Source organism: Streptomyces bungoensis, from assembly GCF_001514215.1.
GTDB lineage: Bacteria > Actinomycetota > Actinomycetes > Streptomycetales > Streptomycetaceae > Streptomyces > Streptomyces bungoensis.
This window is the reverse complement of the sequence record NZ_KQ948857.1, coordinates 1-14,599: the sequence shown is the minus strand read 5'-3', so window position 1 is coordinate 14,599 and position 14,599 is coordinate 1. Positions and strand designations below refer to the sequence as shown.

At 75.2% G+C, this 14,599-nt stretch carries 8 protein-coding genes; 5 read left to right on the top strand and 3 right to left on the bottom strand.

What is annotated here, in order from left to right; genetic code table 11:
• Positions 1 to 24: 24 nt before the first annotated feature.
• Positions 25 to 1,446 carry an NsdA family TPR-like regulatory protein gene (locus AQJ66_RS16190; protein ID WP_061921783.1) on the bottom strand — a complete coding sequence of 474 codons (1,422 nt, stop codon included), beginning with the start codon at positions 1,444 to 1,446 and terminating at the stop codon, positions 25 to 27.
• A gap of 746 nt (positions 1,447 to 2,192) precedes the next feature.
• On the opposite strand from AQJ66_RS16190, the gene AQJ66_RS16185 reads away from it, so the two are divergent.
• Positions 2,193 to 4,271 (top strand): asparagine synthase-related protein, encoded by a 2,079-nt coding sequence (locus AQJ66_RS16185; RefSeq protein WP_061921779.1) that lies wholly within the window; start codon positions 2,193 to 2,195, stop codon positions 4,269 to 4,271.
• A gap of 131 nt (positions 4,272 to 4,402) precedes the next feature.
• Positions 4,403 to 7,708 carry an ATP-binding protein gene (locus tag AQJ66_RS16180; protein WP_061921777.1) on the top strand — a complete coding sequence of 1,102 codons (3,306 nt, stop codon included), beginning with the start codon at positions 4,403 to 4,405 and terminating at the stop codon, positions 7,706 to 7,708.
• A 306-nt stretch (positions 7,709 to 8,014) separates the two neighbouring features.
• On the opposite strand, the gene AQJ66_RS16175 is transcribed toward AQJ66_RS16180, so the two are convergent.
• Positions 8,015 to 8,758 (bottom strand): TetR/AcrR family transcriptional regulator, encoded by a 744-nt coding sequence (locus AQJ66_RS16175; protein ID WP_061921774.1) that lies wholly within the window; start codon positions 8,756 to 8,758, stop codon positions 8,015 to 8,017.
• A 378-nt stretch (positions 8,759 to 9,136) separates the two neighbouring features.
• Here AQJ66_RS16175 and AQJ66_RS16170 point away from each other — a divergent pair, with 378 nt between their 5' ends.
• The gene (locus tag AQJ66_RS16170) at positions 9,137 to 10,513 is read left to right on the top strand and encodes an NAD(P)/FAD-dependent oxidoreductase (protein ID WP_061921771.1); all 1,377 of its coding nucleotides are present in this window, start codon (positions 9,137 to 9,139) and stop codon (positions 10,511 to 10,513) included.
• 130 nt (positions 10,514 to 10,643) lie between these two features.
• Positions 10,644 to 12,296: an ATP-binding SpoIIE family protein phosphatase gene (locus tag AQJ66_RS16165; RefSeq protein WP_061921767.1), complete on the top strand. Its 1,653-nt coding sequence runs from the start codon at positions 10,644 to 10,646 to the stop codon at positions 12,294 to 12,296.
• 46 nt (positions 12,297 to 12,342) lie between these two features.
• Here AQJ66_RS16165 and AQJ66_RS16160 read toward each other — a convergent pair whose 3' ends face one another.
• Positions 12,343 to 13,617 (bottom strand): MFS transporter, encoded by a 1,275-nt coding sequence (locus AQJ66_RS16160; RefSeq protein ID WP_208611384.1) that lies wholly within the window; start codon positions 13,615 to 13,617, stop codon positions 12,343 to 12,345.
• 134 nt (positions 13,618 to 13,751) lie between these two features.
• Here AQJ66_RS16160 and AQJ66_RS16155 point away from each other — a divergent pair, with 134 nt between their 5' ends.
• Positions 13,752 to 14,300, top strand: coding sequence for a MarR family winged helix-turn-helix transcriptional regulator (locus tag AQJ66_RS16155; protein WP_061921761.1), 549 nt, complete (start codon positions 13,752 to 13,754; stop codon positions 14,298 to 14,300).
• Positions 14,301 to 14,599 lie beyond the last annotated feature (299 nt).

The window sequence follows — 14,599 nt, the reverse complement described above, 5'->3', positions numbered from 1 at the left end:
GCGCGCACGGCGGCTCGGACGGGGCTAGGCCGAGGTCAGCAGCGGACGGGCCCGCTCCCGCAGCTCCACCACCCGCGGCTCGTCCCCGTACGGCTCCAGCCGGTGCAGGAGGTCCTTCACGTACTCGGTGGTCCGGGCGGACGAGATCCGCCCCGCCACCTCCACGGCCCGCACCCCCTGCTCACAGGCGGCGTCCAGATTGCCCGACTCCAGCTCGGCGACGGCGGACACCACCAGGCGCAGCCCGTGCGAGCGCACGAACTCCTCCGTCGGCTTGGACAGGGCCTGCTCGGTGAACCTGCGCACCTGGCGCGGCGCCTTCAGGTCCCGGTAGCACTCCGCGGCGTCGGCGGCGAACCGGTCGTAGCCGTAGAAACCGAGCCAGGAGGGGTCGTTGTCGCCGTCCCGGGCCCGCTCCAGCCAGCCCTCCGCGGCCTTGAGCGCCGCGCCGGCCGCCTGCGCGTCGCCCGCGCGCGCGTGGGCCCGGGCCTCGACGAGCCGGAAGAAACTCATGGTCCGCGCGGTCGCCAGTCCCCGGTTGCGCTCCAGCGCCGCCTGCGCGAGGTCGACCCCCTCGTCGCCGAAGCCCCGGTAGGTCGCCTGCAGCGACATGGAGGCCAGCACATAGCCGCCCAGCGGCACGTCGGCCGCCGCGCGCGCGAGTCGCAGGGCCTGGATGTAGTACCGCTGCGCCGCCTCCTGCTGGCCGGTGTCGAAGGCCATCCACCCGGCGAGCCGGGTGAGTTCGGCGGTGGCGCCGAACAGGGCGCGGCCGACCTCGTCGGAGTACGAGGCGAGCAGCAGCGGCGCCGCCTCGACCCTTAAGCACTCCGGCACCATGGACGAACGCCAGTCGCCGCCCCCGTACTTGGAGTCCCAGCGCCTGGCGTCCTCGGCGGCCTCCCGCAGTTTCTGCACATCGCTGTGGCCGACTTTGATCGGTGCGCCGGAGTCCTCCGCGGAGTTCGCCTCCCGCGCGACCGAGGTGTCGGCGGGGGTTATCAGCCAGCGCGAGGCGGGCGTTGCGTATGCGCTCACTGCGAACGATCCGGCGAGGGACTGCCAGATGCCGCCGGAGCCGGCCCGGCGCCCGGCGAGGTCGAGCCGGTACAGCTCGGTGGCGGACCGCACCGCCTGTCCGACGTCCCGGGGGAAGGCGAGGCCCACTTCGGGCGCGGGATCCGCGTCCGCCAGGCCGATCTCGTGGAGCGGCACCGGGCGGCCGAGCTTCTGGCCGATGGCGGCGGCGATGAGGTGGGGAGCGGCGCCCTGCGGCACCATCCCCTTCGACACCCAGCGCGCCACCGACGTCTTGTCGTAGCGAAGAGTCAGACCGCGCTGCGCGCCAAGGTCGTTGACGCGTCGGGCGAGGCCTGCGTTGCTGATTCCCGCGAGGGCGAGAACGGCGCCGAGCTTTTCGTTCGGCCCGCGTTGCTCCCTGGACATGCGCCACCCCTCGACACAGACGGCTGCCGCGCTGGCATAACCGTGCGGCATTCGTAAACCCAGCGTAGTTCGCCGCATCCCAAGCGTTAAGGGGCATTGTTCCGGATGGCGGGATTGTGGTCCGTACGGGAGTACGGGCCTGTACGCACCGTGCACACGCCGTCGCGGCGTGCCCCGGCCCGTGTGGCCGTGCGCCCGGCCGTGCGCTCTTCTCCGGCCACCGGGGGAGCGGTTCCATGGGTCCTGCGTGGGTCGGCCCGCTGTACTGGATCCAGTGGGCTGGGGGACACCGCCGCCTTCATCCCCGCGGGTGGCGGACCGGTCCGGGAGGCGATGCCCGCCTCCCGGACTGTGCGCGTGCCCGGGCCGCCGGGCGCTGCCCAGGCCTGTACGGAGCGTGCTCAACGTCCGGGCGCCCTCCATTATTTGGCCGAAAACCGACCCTGCCTCGGGCGGGTGATTTCCGCTCCCACCATGGGACTTGAGGGCGCGAAGGGCGGTTCCGGGGCGCATTGCGGGGGCGCATTCGCGTCGCACGCGGACCGCGACCGCGGCCCGTCCTCCCTACGGCGCCGGTCCGTTCAGCCGTCCCGGACGCACCCTCCGGCCCGGTGAGCCCGCGGCCGTCCCCGGGATTTCCTCCGATCGAAGGCGGCGCCGCCGCCCCTCCGCGCCGCGTTCTTCATGGCAGCATGGGGACCGGTTCGTACGGTGCACTGGTTGTCCACAGGCCTGTGGAGGCGTCGATGCGGTGGTTGGTGGGTTGGAGCAGCACCGCCACGGGCGCCGCCGGAACCGGTTCCGCCGGCGCCGTCGGCCACGACGGCGAGACCCTGCACCCCGTCGGCTCCCAGCTGCTGTGGGGCGACCCCGACCCGCTGTGGGCCGTCGGCGACTGGCGCCCCGACGAGGTGCGCGTCGTGCGCGCCGACGCGCAGAACCGCATCGCCGTCCTCGGCATCTGCGGCGCCACCGACGAGGAACTGCGCCGCGCCCTGTTCACCGCGCGCGGGGGCGCGCTGCGCCACCTGACCACCTGGCCCGGCAGCTACACGGCGGTCGTCCAGGTGGGCCGCCGGATCACCGTCTGCGGCGACCTCGCGGGCGCCCGCCCGGTGTTCCACACCCCCTGGGCCGGCGGCACGGCCTACGCCACGGCCGCGCTCCCGCTCGCCGACCTCATCGAGGCCAACCTCGACTTCGGCCACCTTGCGGCCCTGCTCGCCGCCCCCGACGTACCGGCCGCCCTGCGCGACACCACCCCCTACGACGGCGTACGGCGCATTCCGCCGGGGCATGCGCTCATCCTGCGCGCGGGAGCGCGCGAGGTCGCCGGGTACGAGCCGGTCGCCTCCCTGGCCGTTGCGGCACCCCCGGCCGACCCCGACCGCGCGGTGGACGCCGTGCGGGACGCGCTGATCGAGGCGGTGCGCGCCCGGCTGTCGGCGCCCCGGCACGTGCCCGGCCTCGACCCCGGGCCGGTGCCCGGCATGGGCCCGGCCGAGCGGCGGGCCGCGCGCGGGATGCCCGCCCCCGGCATCGGCGCCGACCTGTCCGGCGGGCCGGCCTCCGGCACGCTGGCCCTGCTCGCCGCCGGACTGCCCGGCAGACCCGGCACCCTGCTCGGGCACGGCACCGGCGCGGGGGAGCGGCTGCTCGCCGTCACCTTCAACGACCTGGCCGTCGGGGGCCGCGAGTCCGAACTGGAGCGGGCCGGCACCCTCGCGGCCAACCCGCGGCTGCACCACGTGGTGGTCACCGGCGGCGAGGAGACGCTGCCGTACGCCGACCTCGACGGCCCCCTCACCGACGAGCCGGGCCCCTCCCTCGTACTCGCCGCCCGCCACCGCGCGCGGTTCGCCGCCGGCAGCGCCGACCACTTCACCGGCCACGGCGCCCGCCAGGTCCTGGACGCCCATCCCGCCCGCCTCGCCGACCTGCTGATGGACCGCAAGCGGCGCCACCTGGTCCGGCCGGTCGCCGCACTCGCCCGGGCCGACGGCTCCGTGCTGGTCCCCGCGCGCGTGTACGGCGCGGCCCGGCGGCTGGCCCGCACCCCGTACCGGGCGGGCCTGCTGGCGCTCGCCGAGCGCATCATGGGGCACCGCTTCGAGGAGCCGGGGGGCGCGGTCGGCGCGTCCCTCGCCGCGCTGAACTGGGCCAGACCGGGGCCGGCGGCGCGCTGGCTGACGGGGGAGGCACTGGCTGAAGTATCGGTTCTGCTCCAGGCGGAGGCGGACCGCTCCGCGGTGGGCCACGGCCGGCGCCCCGGCGACTACCGCGCGCGTGCCGCCCTCGCCCGCTACGCGGCCGACCTGCGCGTCCTGGAGCAGGCCGCCGAGATCCGCTCCCAGCGCCTGCACGCGCCGTTCCTCGACAACCAGGTGGTCCGTGCCTGCCGGGAGCTGCCCGAGGCGCTGCGCGTCCAGCCCGGCGCCCGCGCGGCCATCCTCCGCACGGTCCTGGAGGGCGCCGGGGTCGCCGGCCTCCCGTCCGGCTGGGGCGCCCCCTCCCACGCCTCCTCCGCGGCGGCCACGCGCGCGGGACTGCGGCTGGCCGCCGACTCCCTGGTCGACCTCTTCGCCACGCCCCTGCTGGCGGAGGCCGGCCTGGTGGAGGCGCGGGTGGTCCGCAAGGCCATCCGCACGGCCGCGGCGGGCGAACCCCTCCCCCTGGACGGCCTCGCCGACCTCGTCTCCCTCGAACTGTGGCTGCGCCGCCTCCTCTCCCGCCGCGGCACCTGCTGGACCGGCACCCCGGCCCGGGCGCGGGCGGTGCCGTCGGGAATCCAGCCGCGCCGCGACGCTTTGGCTTCGGGGGCTTGAGGGACGGTCGCCGTTCGGAGCGGTCCCGTGCCCTGGTGCCGAGCCGTCTTCCGGCCTCCGCCCCCGGAACGGCCACCGCCGTCCGGGAAACCCCCGTGCCCCGGCCCCGGGCACCCCGTGACAATGACCCCGTGCGGTACGGAGTCCTGGGCGCGGCCCGAGCAACAGACGACCAGGGCACCGCCCTGCCCCTCGGCGGCAGGCGTCTGCGCGCGCTTCTCACCGCCCTCGCCCTGCGCCCCGGCCGCACCACCGCCGCCGCCACCCTGATCGACGACGTCTGGGCCGACGCCCCGCCCCAGGACGCCCCCGCCGCCCTCCAGGCCCTCGTCGGCCGGCTGCGCCGCACCCTCGGCAGGCACGCCGTCGCCTCCGGTCCGGGCGGCTACCGGCTCGAGGCCGCCGAGGACGACGTCGACCTGCACGTCTTCGCCCGGCTCACCCGCACCGGCACCCAGGCCCTCGCCGCGGGCGACCCCGCCGCCGCCCATTGCACCCTCACCGGCGCGCTCGCCCTCTGGTACGGCCCGGCCCTCGCCGACCTCCCCGACCGCACCGCGGCCGCCCGCCCCGAGGCGCTGCGCCTGGAGGCGACCCGCGCCCGCGCCGCCGCGGCCCTCGACCTCGGCCGCGCCCGGGAGGCCGTACCGGAACTGACCGAACTGGTCGCCGCACAGCCGTACGACGAACCCCTGCACGCCCTCCTGATCCGCGCCCTGCGCGACACCGGCCGCACCGCCGACGCCCTGGCCGCCTACGAGTCCGCCCGCCGCACCTTCGCCGACACCCTCGGCACCGACCCCGGGCCGGAACTGCGGGACCTGCACGCGTCGCTGCTGCGGCAGCAGGCGCCCGCGGCCGCCCCGGCGCCCCCGCACCGCCCGGAGCGCACCGGCAACCTCCGCCCCCGGCTGACCTCCTTCGTGGGCCGGGAACCGGAACTGGAGGCCATTCGCTCGGACTTGAACAACGCCCGCCTGGTCACCCTCACCGGACCGGGCGGCTCGGGCAAGACCCGCCTCGCCGAGGAGGCCGCCGCCGGGCTGCCCCAGGCGTGGCTGGTCGAGCTGGCCCCGCTCGACCGGCCGGAGGCGGTGCCCGGCGCGGTGGTCAGCGCGCTCGGTCTGCGCGAGACCGTCCTGCTGGCCAACGACCTGGTGATGCCGCAGGCCGACCCCACGGCCCTGCTGGTCGAGCACTGCGCCGCGCGCGGCCCGCTCCTGATCCTCGACAACTGCGAACACGTCGTCGACGCGGCGGCCGCCCTCGCCGAGACCCTCCTCACCCACTGCCCGGGGCTCACGATCCTCGCCACCAGCCGCGAACCCCTCGGCGTCCCCGGCGAGTCGGTGCGCCCGGTCGAACCCCTCGTCCCCGAGCAGGCGCGCCGCCTCTTCGCCGAGCGCGCGCGGGCCGTCCGCCCCGACGCCGGCGCCGTCCTCGGCGACACCGCGGCCGTGGCGGAGATCTGCCGCCGCCTGGACGGGCTGCCGCTCGCCATCGAACTGGCCGCGGCCCGGCTACGGCTGCTGACCCCACGCGAGATCGCCGACCGGCTGGACGACCGCTTCCGCCTGCTCACCACCGGAAGCCGCACGGTCCTGCCCCGCCAGCAGACCCTGCGCGCGGTCGTCGACTGGTCCTGGGAGCTGCTGGACGAGCGGGAGCGCACGGCACTGTGCGAGGTCTCGGTCTTCGCCGGCGGCTGGGACCTCGAGGCCGCCGAGGCCGTGTGCACCGGCCCCGCAGCGGACCTGATCGGCGCGCTCGTGGACAAGTCCCTCGTCGTCGCCGCCCCGGACGCCGACGCCCCGGACGGCCGCATGCGGTTCCGGATGCTGGAGACCATCCACGAGTACGCCACCGAGCGCGCAGCCGAGGTCCCCGCGCTGCGCGCGGCGGCCGAGCTGCGGCACCGCGCGTGGGCGCGCGCCCTGGTCGAGCGGGCGGATCCCGAGCTGCGGTCGGCGGCCCAGCTCCCCTGGATATCCCGCCTGGAGAGCGAGCTCGACAACATCCGCGCGGCCCTCGACCGCGCGGTGCGGGCCGGCGACGAGGCGGAGGCGGGCGCGATCGCCCTGGCGACCGGCTGGTTCTGGTGGCTGCGCAACCACCGCCGGGAGGCCGTGGACCGGGTACGGATGGTGCTGCGCCTCGGCGCCGCCCTGGACACCCTGCCCGCGGGGGCACCGCAGGACGCCCTGGCGGCCCGGCTGGAGTCGGCGGACCCCGTGGACGCCCTGCTCACCGCTCCCGGCGGCGAGGCCGGCCACCCGCTGCGGGACCTGCGCATGGACCTGCGGATGCTCGACCTGTTCCTGACCACCGAGTCGGGCGCCGAGAGCCTCGCCGGCCCCGAACGGGCCCCGGAGTACCTCGCGCGCGTCCGCGCCGCCTACGAGGACGGCGGCCCGCGGGCCGCCCGCCTGCCCGGCCTGCTCTGGCCCCTGACCTCCTACCACCTCGGAGGCCCGGCCGACGTGAGCCCCGACCTGACCGCTGCGGTCGCCAACTGCCGCAGACACGGCGGGGACTGGGAGACCGGCGTGGCGCTGATGTACCGCACCCACGTGGTCGTCGACTCGTCGGGCAACCTGCGGGGCGTCGACGAGGACCTGGCGGAGCTGCGGGACCTCAGCCGGCGCGTCGGGGACCGGTGGATGCGGGCGCAGGTGTGCAGCGCGGCGGGAGAGGCGGCCATGACCCGCGGCAGGTACGACGAGGCCCGCGGCGAGTACGAGGAGGCCCTGCGACTCGCCTACGAGGTCGGCGCCTACGCCGAGTCGCCGTTCCTCATGGCGCGGCTCGCCGACATCGCCTACCGCTCCGGCGACCGCGCGGCCGCCCTGGCCGCCCTCGACGAGGCGGGCACCGCCGCCGACCGGTACGCGGTGGCCGAGTCCCGCGCGTTCGTCCTGCTGCTGCGCGCCCAGCTCGCCCGGCACGACGGGGACGTGACCCGCGCGCGCGAGCTGTACGAGGCGACCCGTGCGGCGGCCGCGGGAGGCACCCCGCCACCGCAGTTCGAGGCCGCCCTGCGCGCCGTCGAGGCCCTCGTCACGGCCGACGAGTCCGGTCCCGGGCCCGCGCTGCCGATCGCCGCCGAGGCACTGCGCGAGGCCGTGGAGCGGCGCTGCGCCGAGTCGATCACGGCCGGGCTGGCGGACCTCGCCGCCGGCCTGCTGGCCCGGCTCGGCGACCTGCCCGGCGCGGTCCGGCTGTGCGCCGCCGCCGAGCACTGGCGTGCCGGCCATCCGCGCCCCGAACCCGAGCGCGGCACCGCCGAGCGACTGGACGCCGAGGCCCGCGCGACCCTGCCGCCGGCCCGGTACGCGGCCGAGCGGACCCGTGGGGCCGCCCTCACGCCCGAGGACGTCGTGCGGCAACTGGAGACGCCGGCCGACGGCGGACCGCTGACCCGCGCCACCGGCAGCTGAACCGGGCCCCGGCCCGGTCCGCGAGCGCCGCCTGGGCGAAGGCGGTGCCGGGCGGCTCCACGACGAGCCGTACGGTGCGGCGCCCTGCCATGCCGAGTGGGACCGGGCATGGGGGCGGGGCGTCTCGTGGGCGGTGCACGGGTCGACGGCGGCACCGCGCGCACCGCCGGCCGCAGATCGGCATGCCGTACCGCCGCGCGGCGCTCCCGGCCCCGAAGGCGCCGGGAGCACGGAGCGGCGGCCGGGCAAGGCACGGCAAGGGTCCGGATGCCGCCCGGACCGAAGCCGGGGCGGCCGGTCCCGCCCCTACAGCGGCCGGGACCGGAGCCCCTCCAGCAGGATGTCCAGCAAGCGCGCGGAAGCCGCGGCCTGCTGTGCCGGGTCCGGCAGCGACGGCGCCGCCGTGGCGATCACCAGGAGCACGTCGGCCACCGAGACGTCCGTCCGCAGCTCCCCCGCCGCCCGGGCCCGCTCCACCAGCTGCCCGACGACCTCGAGGAGCGCCCCGGCCCCGGCGTCATCGCCCCCGGCGGACTCCGGCACCAGCCGCAGCTCACCGCCCTCGGGCTGCGACCGCTGCTGGGGCACCCGGGCCTCGTCCTCGGCCGGGCCGGTGGAGCCGACCCGCAGCACCTGCGGCGGCAGCAACCGCCCCGCCCCCGACGCCACGGACGTCCGCAGGAACCGCGACAGCGCGGACCACGGCTCCTCCTCCTGCCCGAGCGCGGCCCGCGCCTGATCGGTCAGCCGCGCCGTCTCCTCCTCGGCTATCCGCCGCACCAGCACGTCCTTGCTCGGGAACCGCCGGTACACCGTCCCGACCCCGACCCGCGCGCGCCGCGCCACGTCCTCCATCGGCGCGCCGTACCCCAGCTCGCCGAACACCTCCCGCGCCGCCCGCAGCACGTGCTCCAGATTGCGCTGGGCGTCCACCCGCAGCGGCGTCGTGCGCCCCGCGTCCACCCGCCCGTCGCCCGGCACCGCGCTCACCGTCCCGGCGCCCGTCGCGAGAGCGCTTGCCGACGACCAATGCGTGTCCTGAACATGCATGTATTCCCCCGGTTAATGACGTCTCCCCCCGGAGACTCTCCCCGTATCGACGGCGGAGCGCGCGGAACCGGTCCCGGTCCACGAGCGGGACCGCCTGTCGCGGGCCCGTTCGACCACATTCCCTACACTCCGTCGACACACGAACATAGTTGAGAGAGGGTCAATTCAGAAGGGGCAGGTTCCGCACAGTGCGCCCCTCGATCGGAGTACGGGACATGTACGTCCCGGTACGACCCCTTCGTGACCTCCCGCCCGACCCCACTGAGCTGCCCGATTCCTCCCCGCCCCACCGGCGTGCCCGGCCCCGCGCCCGGCCGCCCGCCGGTCACACAAATTGCCGGGGCTGTGGACAAACAACTGCGCCGGGTGCGTCATGGGATGGTGAAGGAACGTGCGCGCATTCTGGTTGTCGGCGGCGGCTACGTCGGGATGTACACCGCTCTGTGTCTGCAGCGTGAGTTGAAACAGGAGCTCAGGCGGGGTGACGTCGACATCACCGTCGTCACCCCCGACCCCTATATGACGTACCAGCCCTTCCTCCCGGAAGCGGCCGCAGGCTCGATCTCCCCCCGCCACGTCGTCGTACCGCTGCGCCGCGTCCTGGACCAGTGCCACGTCGTCGTCGGCGAGGTCACCTCCATCGACCACGCGGTCCGCACCGCCGCCGTCACCACGCTCGCCACCGCCGAGGAGGGCAGGACCGAACTCCTCGGCTACGACGAACTGGTCCTCGCCCCCGGCTCGGTCTCCCGCACCCTGCCCATCCCCGGCCTCGCCGAGTACGGCATCGGCTTCAAGACCGTCGAAGAGGCCATCGCCCTGCGCAACCACGTCATCGAGCAGATGGACATCGCCTCCTCCACCCGCGACCCCTCCCTCCGCGACGCCGCCCTCACCTTCGTCTTCGTCGGCGGCGGCTACGCCGGGGTGGAAGCGCTCGCCGAGCTGGAGGACATGGCCCGCTACGCCGCGCGGTACTACCACAACGTCCGCCCCGAGGACATGAAATGGATCCTCGTGGAGGCCTCCGACCGCATCCTCCCCGAGGTCGGCGAGGAGATGGGCCGCTACACCGTCACCCAGCTGCGCCGCCGCAACATCCAGGTCCTGCTCGGCACCCGCCTGGAGTCCTGCGCCGACCGCGTCGCCGTCCTCAGCGACGGCCAGCGCTTCCCCACCCGCACGCTCGTGTGGACCGCCGGGGTGAAACCGCACCCGCTGCTCGCCGCCACCGACCTGCCGCTCACCGCGCGCGGCCGCCTGAGGTGCACCGCCGAGCTGACCGTCGACGGCGCCCCGCACGCCTGGGGCGCCGGTGACGCGGCATCCGTCCCGGACGTCACCGCCGCCGAACCCGGCACCGAGACCGCCCCCAACGCCCAGCACGCGCTGCGCCAGGCCCGGGTCCTCGGCGGCAACATCGCCCACGCGCTGCGCGGCGAGCCCCTGGAGACGTACGCGCACCGGTACGCCGGCTCCGTCGCCTCCCTCGGCCTGCACAAGGGCGTCGCGCAGGTCTACGGGCGCAGGCTGAAGGGCTACCCTGCCTGGTTCATGCACCGCGTCTACCACCTCAGCAGGGTCCCCACCTTCAACCGCAAGGCCCGGGTCCTCGCGGAGTGGATCCTCGCCGGACTGTTCAAACGGGAGATCGTCTCGCTCGGTTCACTCGAACACCCCCGAGCGGAGTTCGAACTCGCGGCCGGTGGAAAGCCTCCCCACAGGCCCTCCGACGACCCGAAGGGGTCGTCCTGACCGGACCCAGGAACTCCACGGCCCGCCCGGGCGTCTGACGAATATCGCCGCGGACGGCCACCTGCCAGACTGCCCCACGTCCTCGGACGGGCTCCTGCCCGCCCTCAGCACCCACGAGGCTTTCCCCACTGTGAACTTCACGCGCTGGAGCGCCCGGCTCCCCGGAACACAGCGCCGCGCCGCCGCGCGGACCGAGACCGCGGTCTCCCCGGACCGCCGGGGGGAAGGCTCCGTACCCGCGGCCCGCGCCGAACCACCGGCCGACGGCACCGCGCCGCTGCCCGCCGTCGACGAACTGCCCGCCCGCGACGTACTCGACCGCGTCCCGGCCCTGGTCGCCCTCGTCCACGGCCCCGACCACCGCCTCGCGTACGTCAACGACGCCTACACGGCGGCCTTCGGCGCGCGGCACCTCGGCGAACCGGCCCGCGACGCCCTCCCGGAGCTGACCGAGCTGGGCCTGCTGCCACTCCTCGACCAGGTCCTGCGCAGCGGCAGACCCCGCACCCTGAAGTCCCGCAAGGGGCCCGACGGCCGCTCCTACACCTTCACCTGCACCCCGGTCGGCGAGCCCGGCGGCGACGGCGCGGTCCTGGTCTTCGCCACCGACGTCACCGACCACGCCGAGGCCGCCGAACGCCTGCGCGCCAGCGAGCGCCGCCAGCGCGAGACCGCCGTCACCCTCCAGCGCTCCCTGCTGCCGCAGGAACTGGAACAGCCCGACGACCTGCGCATCGCCGCCACGTACCAGCCCGGCGGCACGGAGGCGGCGGTCGGCGGCGACTGGTACGACGTGATCACCCTCGGCGGCGGCCGCACCGCGCTCGTGATCGGCGACGTCATGGGCCGGGGCGTCCGCGCGGCCGCCGTCATGGGCCAGCTGCGCACCGCCGTCCGCGCCTACGCCCGCCTGGACCTGCCCCCGCACGAGATCCTGCAGCTCCTCGACGGCCTCGCCACCGAGATCGACGCCAATCAGATCGCCACCTGCGCGTACGCCATCCACGACCCGAACGAGGGCCGGCTGGTGTACGCCTCGGCCGGCCACCTGCCCATCCTGGTGCGCGACGAGCACGGCACGGTCTCCCGCGCCGACGAGCCCACCGGCCCCCCGCTCGGCACCGGCGGCTGGATGCACGCCTCCGGTTCGATCGCACTGGGCCCCGGCTCGACGGCCGTGCTCTACACGGACGGCCTGGTCGAGCGCCGCAACGAGGACCTGGACGAGGGCATCGCCGCCCTGGAACGCGCCCTGTCCGGCGCGACCGGCACGCCGCAGGTCGTCTGCGACCGCCTGGTCCGCTCGGCCGGCGTCACCGCCGACCACGACGACGACGTGGCCGTCCTCGTCCTCCAGCACCCGGCCCGCACGGGCTCCGAGAGCGAGCTCTTCCGCAACGCGGCGCTGGAACTCCTCGGCGGTGTGGAGGCGGCGCCCCGCGCGCGTGCCTTCGCCTCCGGGGTGCTCACCAGCTGGCGCTTCCCCGGCGACCTGCACGACGCGGGTGTCCTGGCGGCGAGCGAGCTGGTCGCCAACTCCCTGCAGCACGGCACCCCGCCCATGCGGCTGCGGCTCCGCCGCACCGACCGGCGCCTGATCATCGAGGTGACCGACGGCGACGACCACCTCCCGCGCCGCCGCCAGGCGGAACCGGCCGACGAGTCGGGCCGGGGCATCGCCATCGTGGCCACCATCGCGTCGAACTGGGGGTCCAGGAACACCCCGGGCGGTGGGAAGGCGGTGTGGTGCGAGTTCCTCCTGCCCACGGGCCGGCCGATGTGAGACCGGGGGGCCGACACCGGCCCCCGCCCCCTTCTCCGTGGCGCGGCTACGCCTCGGCGCCGACCGGCTCGGCCGTCCCGCCGCGGGCCACCACCCGGCTGCTCCTCGCGGCCGCCCACGGCTGGTCCTGCGCGGGGGCCAGCCCCCGCCCGAGCCGCAGCGCCAGCCCGGTGATCCCCAGCGAGAACAGCAGGAAGACCACGACGTACGGCCCGGGCAGCGACGCCGCCAGCGGCCCGCCCACCGCGGGCCCCACCGCCAGCGCCAACTGCTTGACCAGCGCGAAGGCGGAGTTGTACTGCCCCGCCAGCCCGGCCGGCGCGAGATCCGCCACCAGCGGCGCGACCGTCGGCGACAGCATCGCCTCACCCAGCCCGAACAGCGCGTACGTCGACACGAACGCCGCCGTGGCCATCTCCTGGCTGCCGTGCCCCAGCCCCGCGTACGCCGCCGCGAGCCAGGCCACGGCCCAGATCAGGCCCACACCCGCGATCACCCGGGACCGGCGCCGCCGCTCCACGAACCTCAGCACGGCGAACTGCGCCACGACGATCATCAGCGTGTTCGCCGCCAGCGCCGTGCCCAGCGCGGAGGTGGACATCCCCGCGGCCTCCACGCCGTACGCGCTCAGCCCCGACTCGAACTGCCCGTAGCACGCGAAGAACAGCACGAAGCCCAGCACGCACAGCTGCACCATCGCCCGGTTCTCCAGCAGCCGCTTCCAGCTGCCCTTCGCCGACGCGGCCGGCGCGGTGGGCGCGTCGGCGATCCGCGGCGCGTGCGGCATCCGCACCGTCGCCATCACCACGACCAGCAGCAGGAACACCGCCGCCTCGATCGCGAAGAGCAGCGTGAACGACGACACCCGCGTGGTGTCCACGAGGTGCCCGCCTATCAGGCCGCCGACCCCCAGCCCCAGGTTCTGCAGGAAGAACTGCGTCGCGAAGGCCCGCGAGCGCGTCTCCGCCGACGAGCAGTCCACGATCATCGTCGCCAGCGCGGGCTGCATCACGGCCTGCCCGGCCCCGAGCGCCGCCGCCGACAGCAGTACGGCACCGGCGCCGCCCGCCAGTCCCAGGCTCAGTGCGCCCAGCGCGGCCAGGACCAGGGCGGTGAGCAGGACCGGCAGCGGGCCGCGCCGCACGATCGCCCGGCCGGCGAACGGCAGGACGATCAGCGCGGCCACGGCGAAGACGGCGAGCACGAGACCCGCCGTCATGGCCCCCAGCCCCCGCACCTGCGCCACGTAGACGTACAGGTAGGGGACCGTGAAGCCGAGCCCGAACGCGCTGAACGCGTTGCCCACGTGGATCCGGCGCATCGCTGCGCCCATCGCCCTGGTCACGTTCACCTCTCTCACTAGTTAGGAGTGAAGACTTCAAAGCTAAAGTTCGAAGCTAAAGAGTACACATCCAAGGACTTCAAGGCAAAGGCACTGCGTGCGATACTGCGGCCATGGCCGACACCTCCGGCGTCACCGAGCCGAGCCTCGAAGAACAGATCGCCGCCTACCAGCGCGAGTTCCAGGACCTGGACCCCCAGGTCGAGAAGATCGTGTCGGCGCTGTCCCGGCTCAACCGCCGCATGAACGTCGCCTACGGCCGCCAGACCTCCGGCCTCGGCATCAGCAACGCCGAGTGGGAGGTCCTGAAGGCCCTCGTCCTGTCCGGCGCCCCGTACCGCATGGGCCCCAGCGACCTCGCCAAGCGGCTCGGCCTCACGCCGGCCGCGATGACGCACCGGATCGACCGCATGGTCACCGAGGGACTGGTCACCAGGGAGCGCGACGAGACCAACCGGGTGCGGGTCATCGTCGAGCTGACGCCCGAGGGCCGCGAGAAGTGGCTGGAGGCCATGCGCCTCGCGACCGTCTTCGAGGAGGACCTGCTCCAGGACCTCACCCCCGCCGAGCGCACCGTCCTCGGAGAGGTCCTGACCCGCCTGCTGCGCCGCGTGGAGCACGCCCAGCCGGACGCCGGCGGCCGGCTCAGCGACCTGGACTGAGCGGCCGAAAAGATCTTGACAGGCGACGCTTGACACGCCCCCGGGCGATCCGTATAGTTCTTCGGGTTGCCGCGGAGCCGTAACGGTTCCTCGACAGCACCTCAGCCGCCACGAGCGGCACCTCAACCAAAGCACGATCTCCCGACCGGGTTGATTTCGGCGCGCCCGAATTCAATTCGAATAGGGACCCGGCGGCCCGATTAGGAATCGCCGGACGGATCCGCTAAGGTTTGAGACGTCGGAACGGCCCAACGGCCGGGAAGACAAGCCCCGCTGACTGGGGATCAGACACCGAAAGG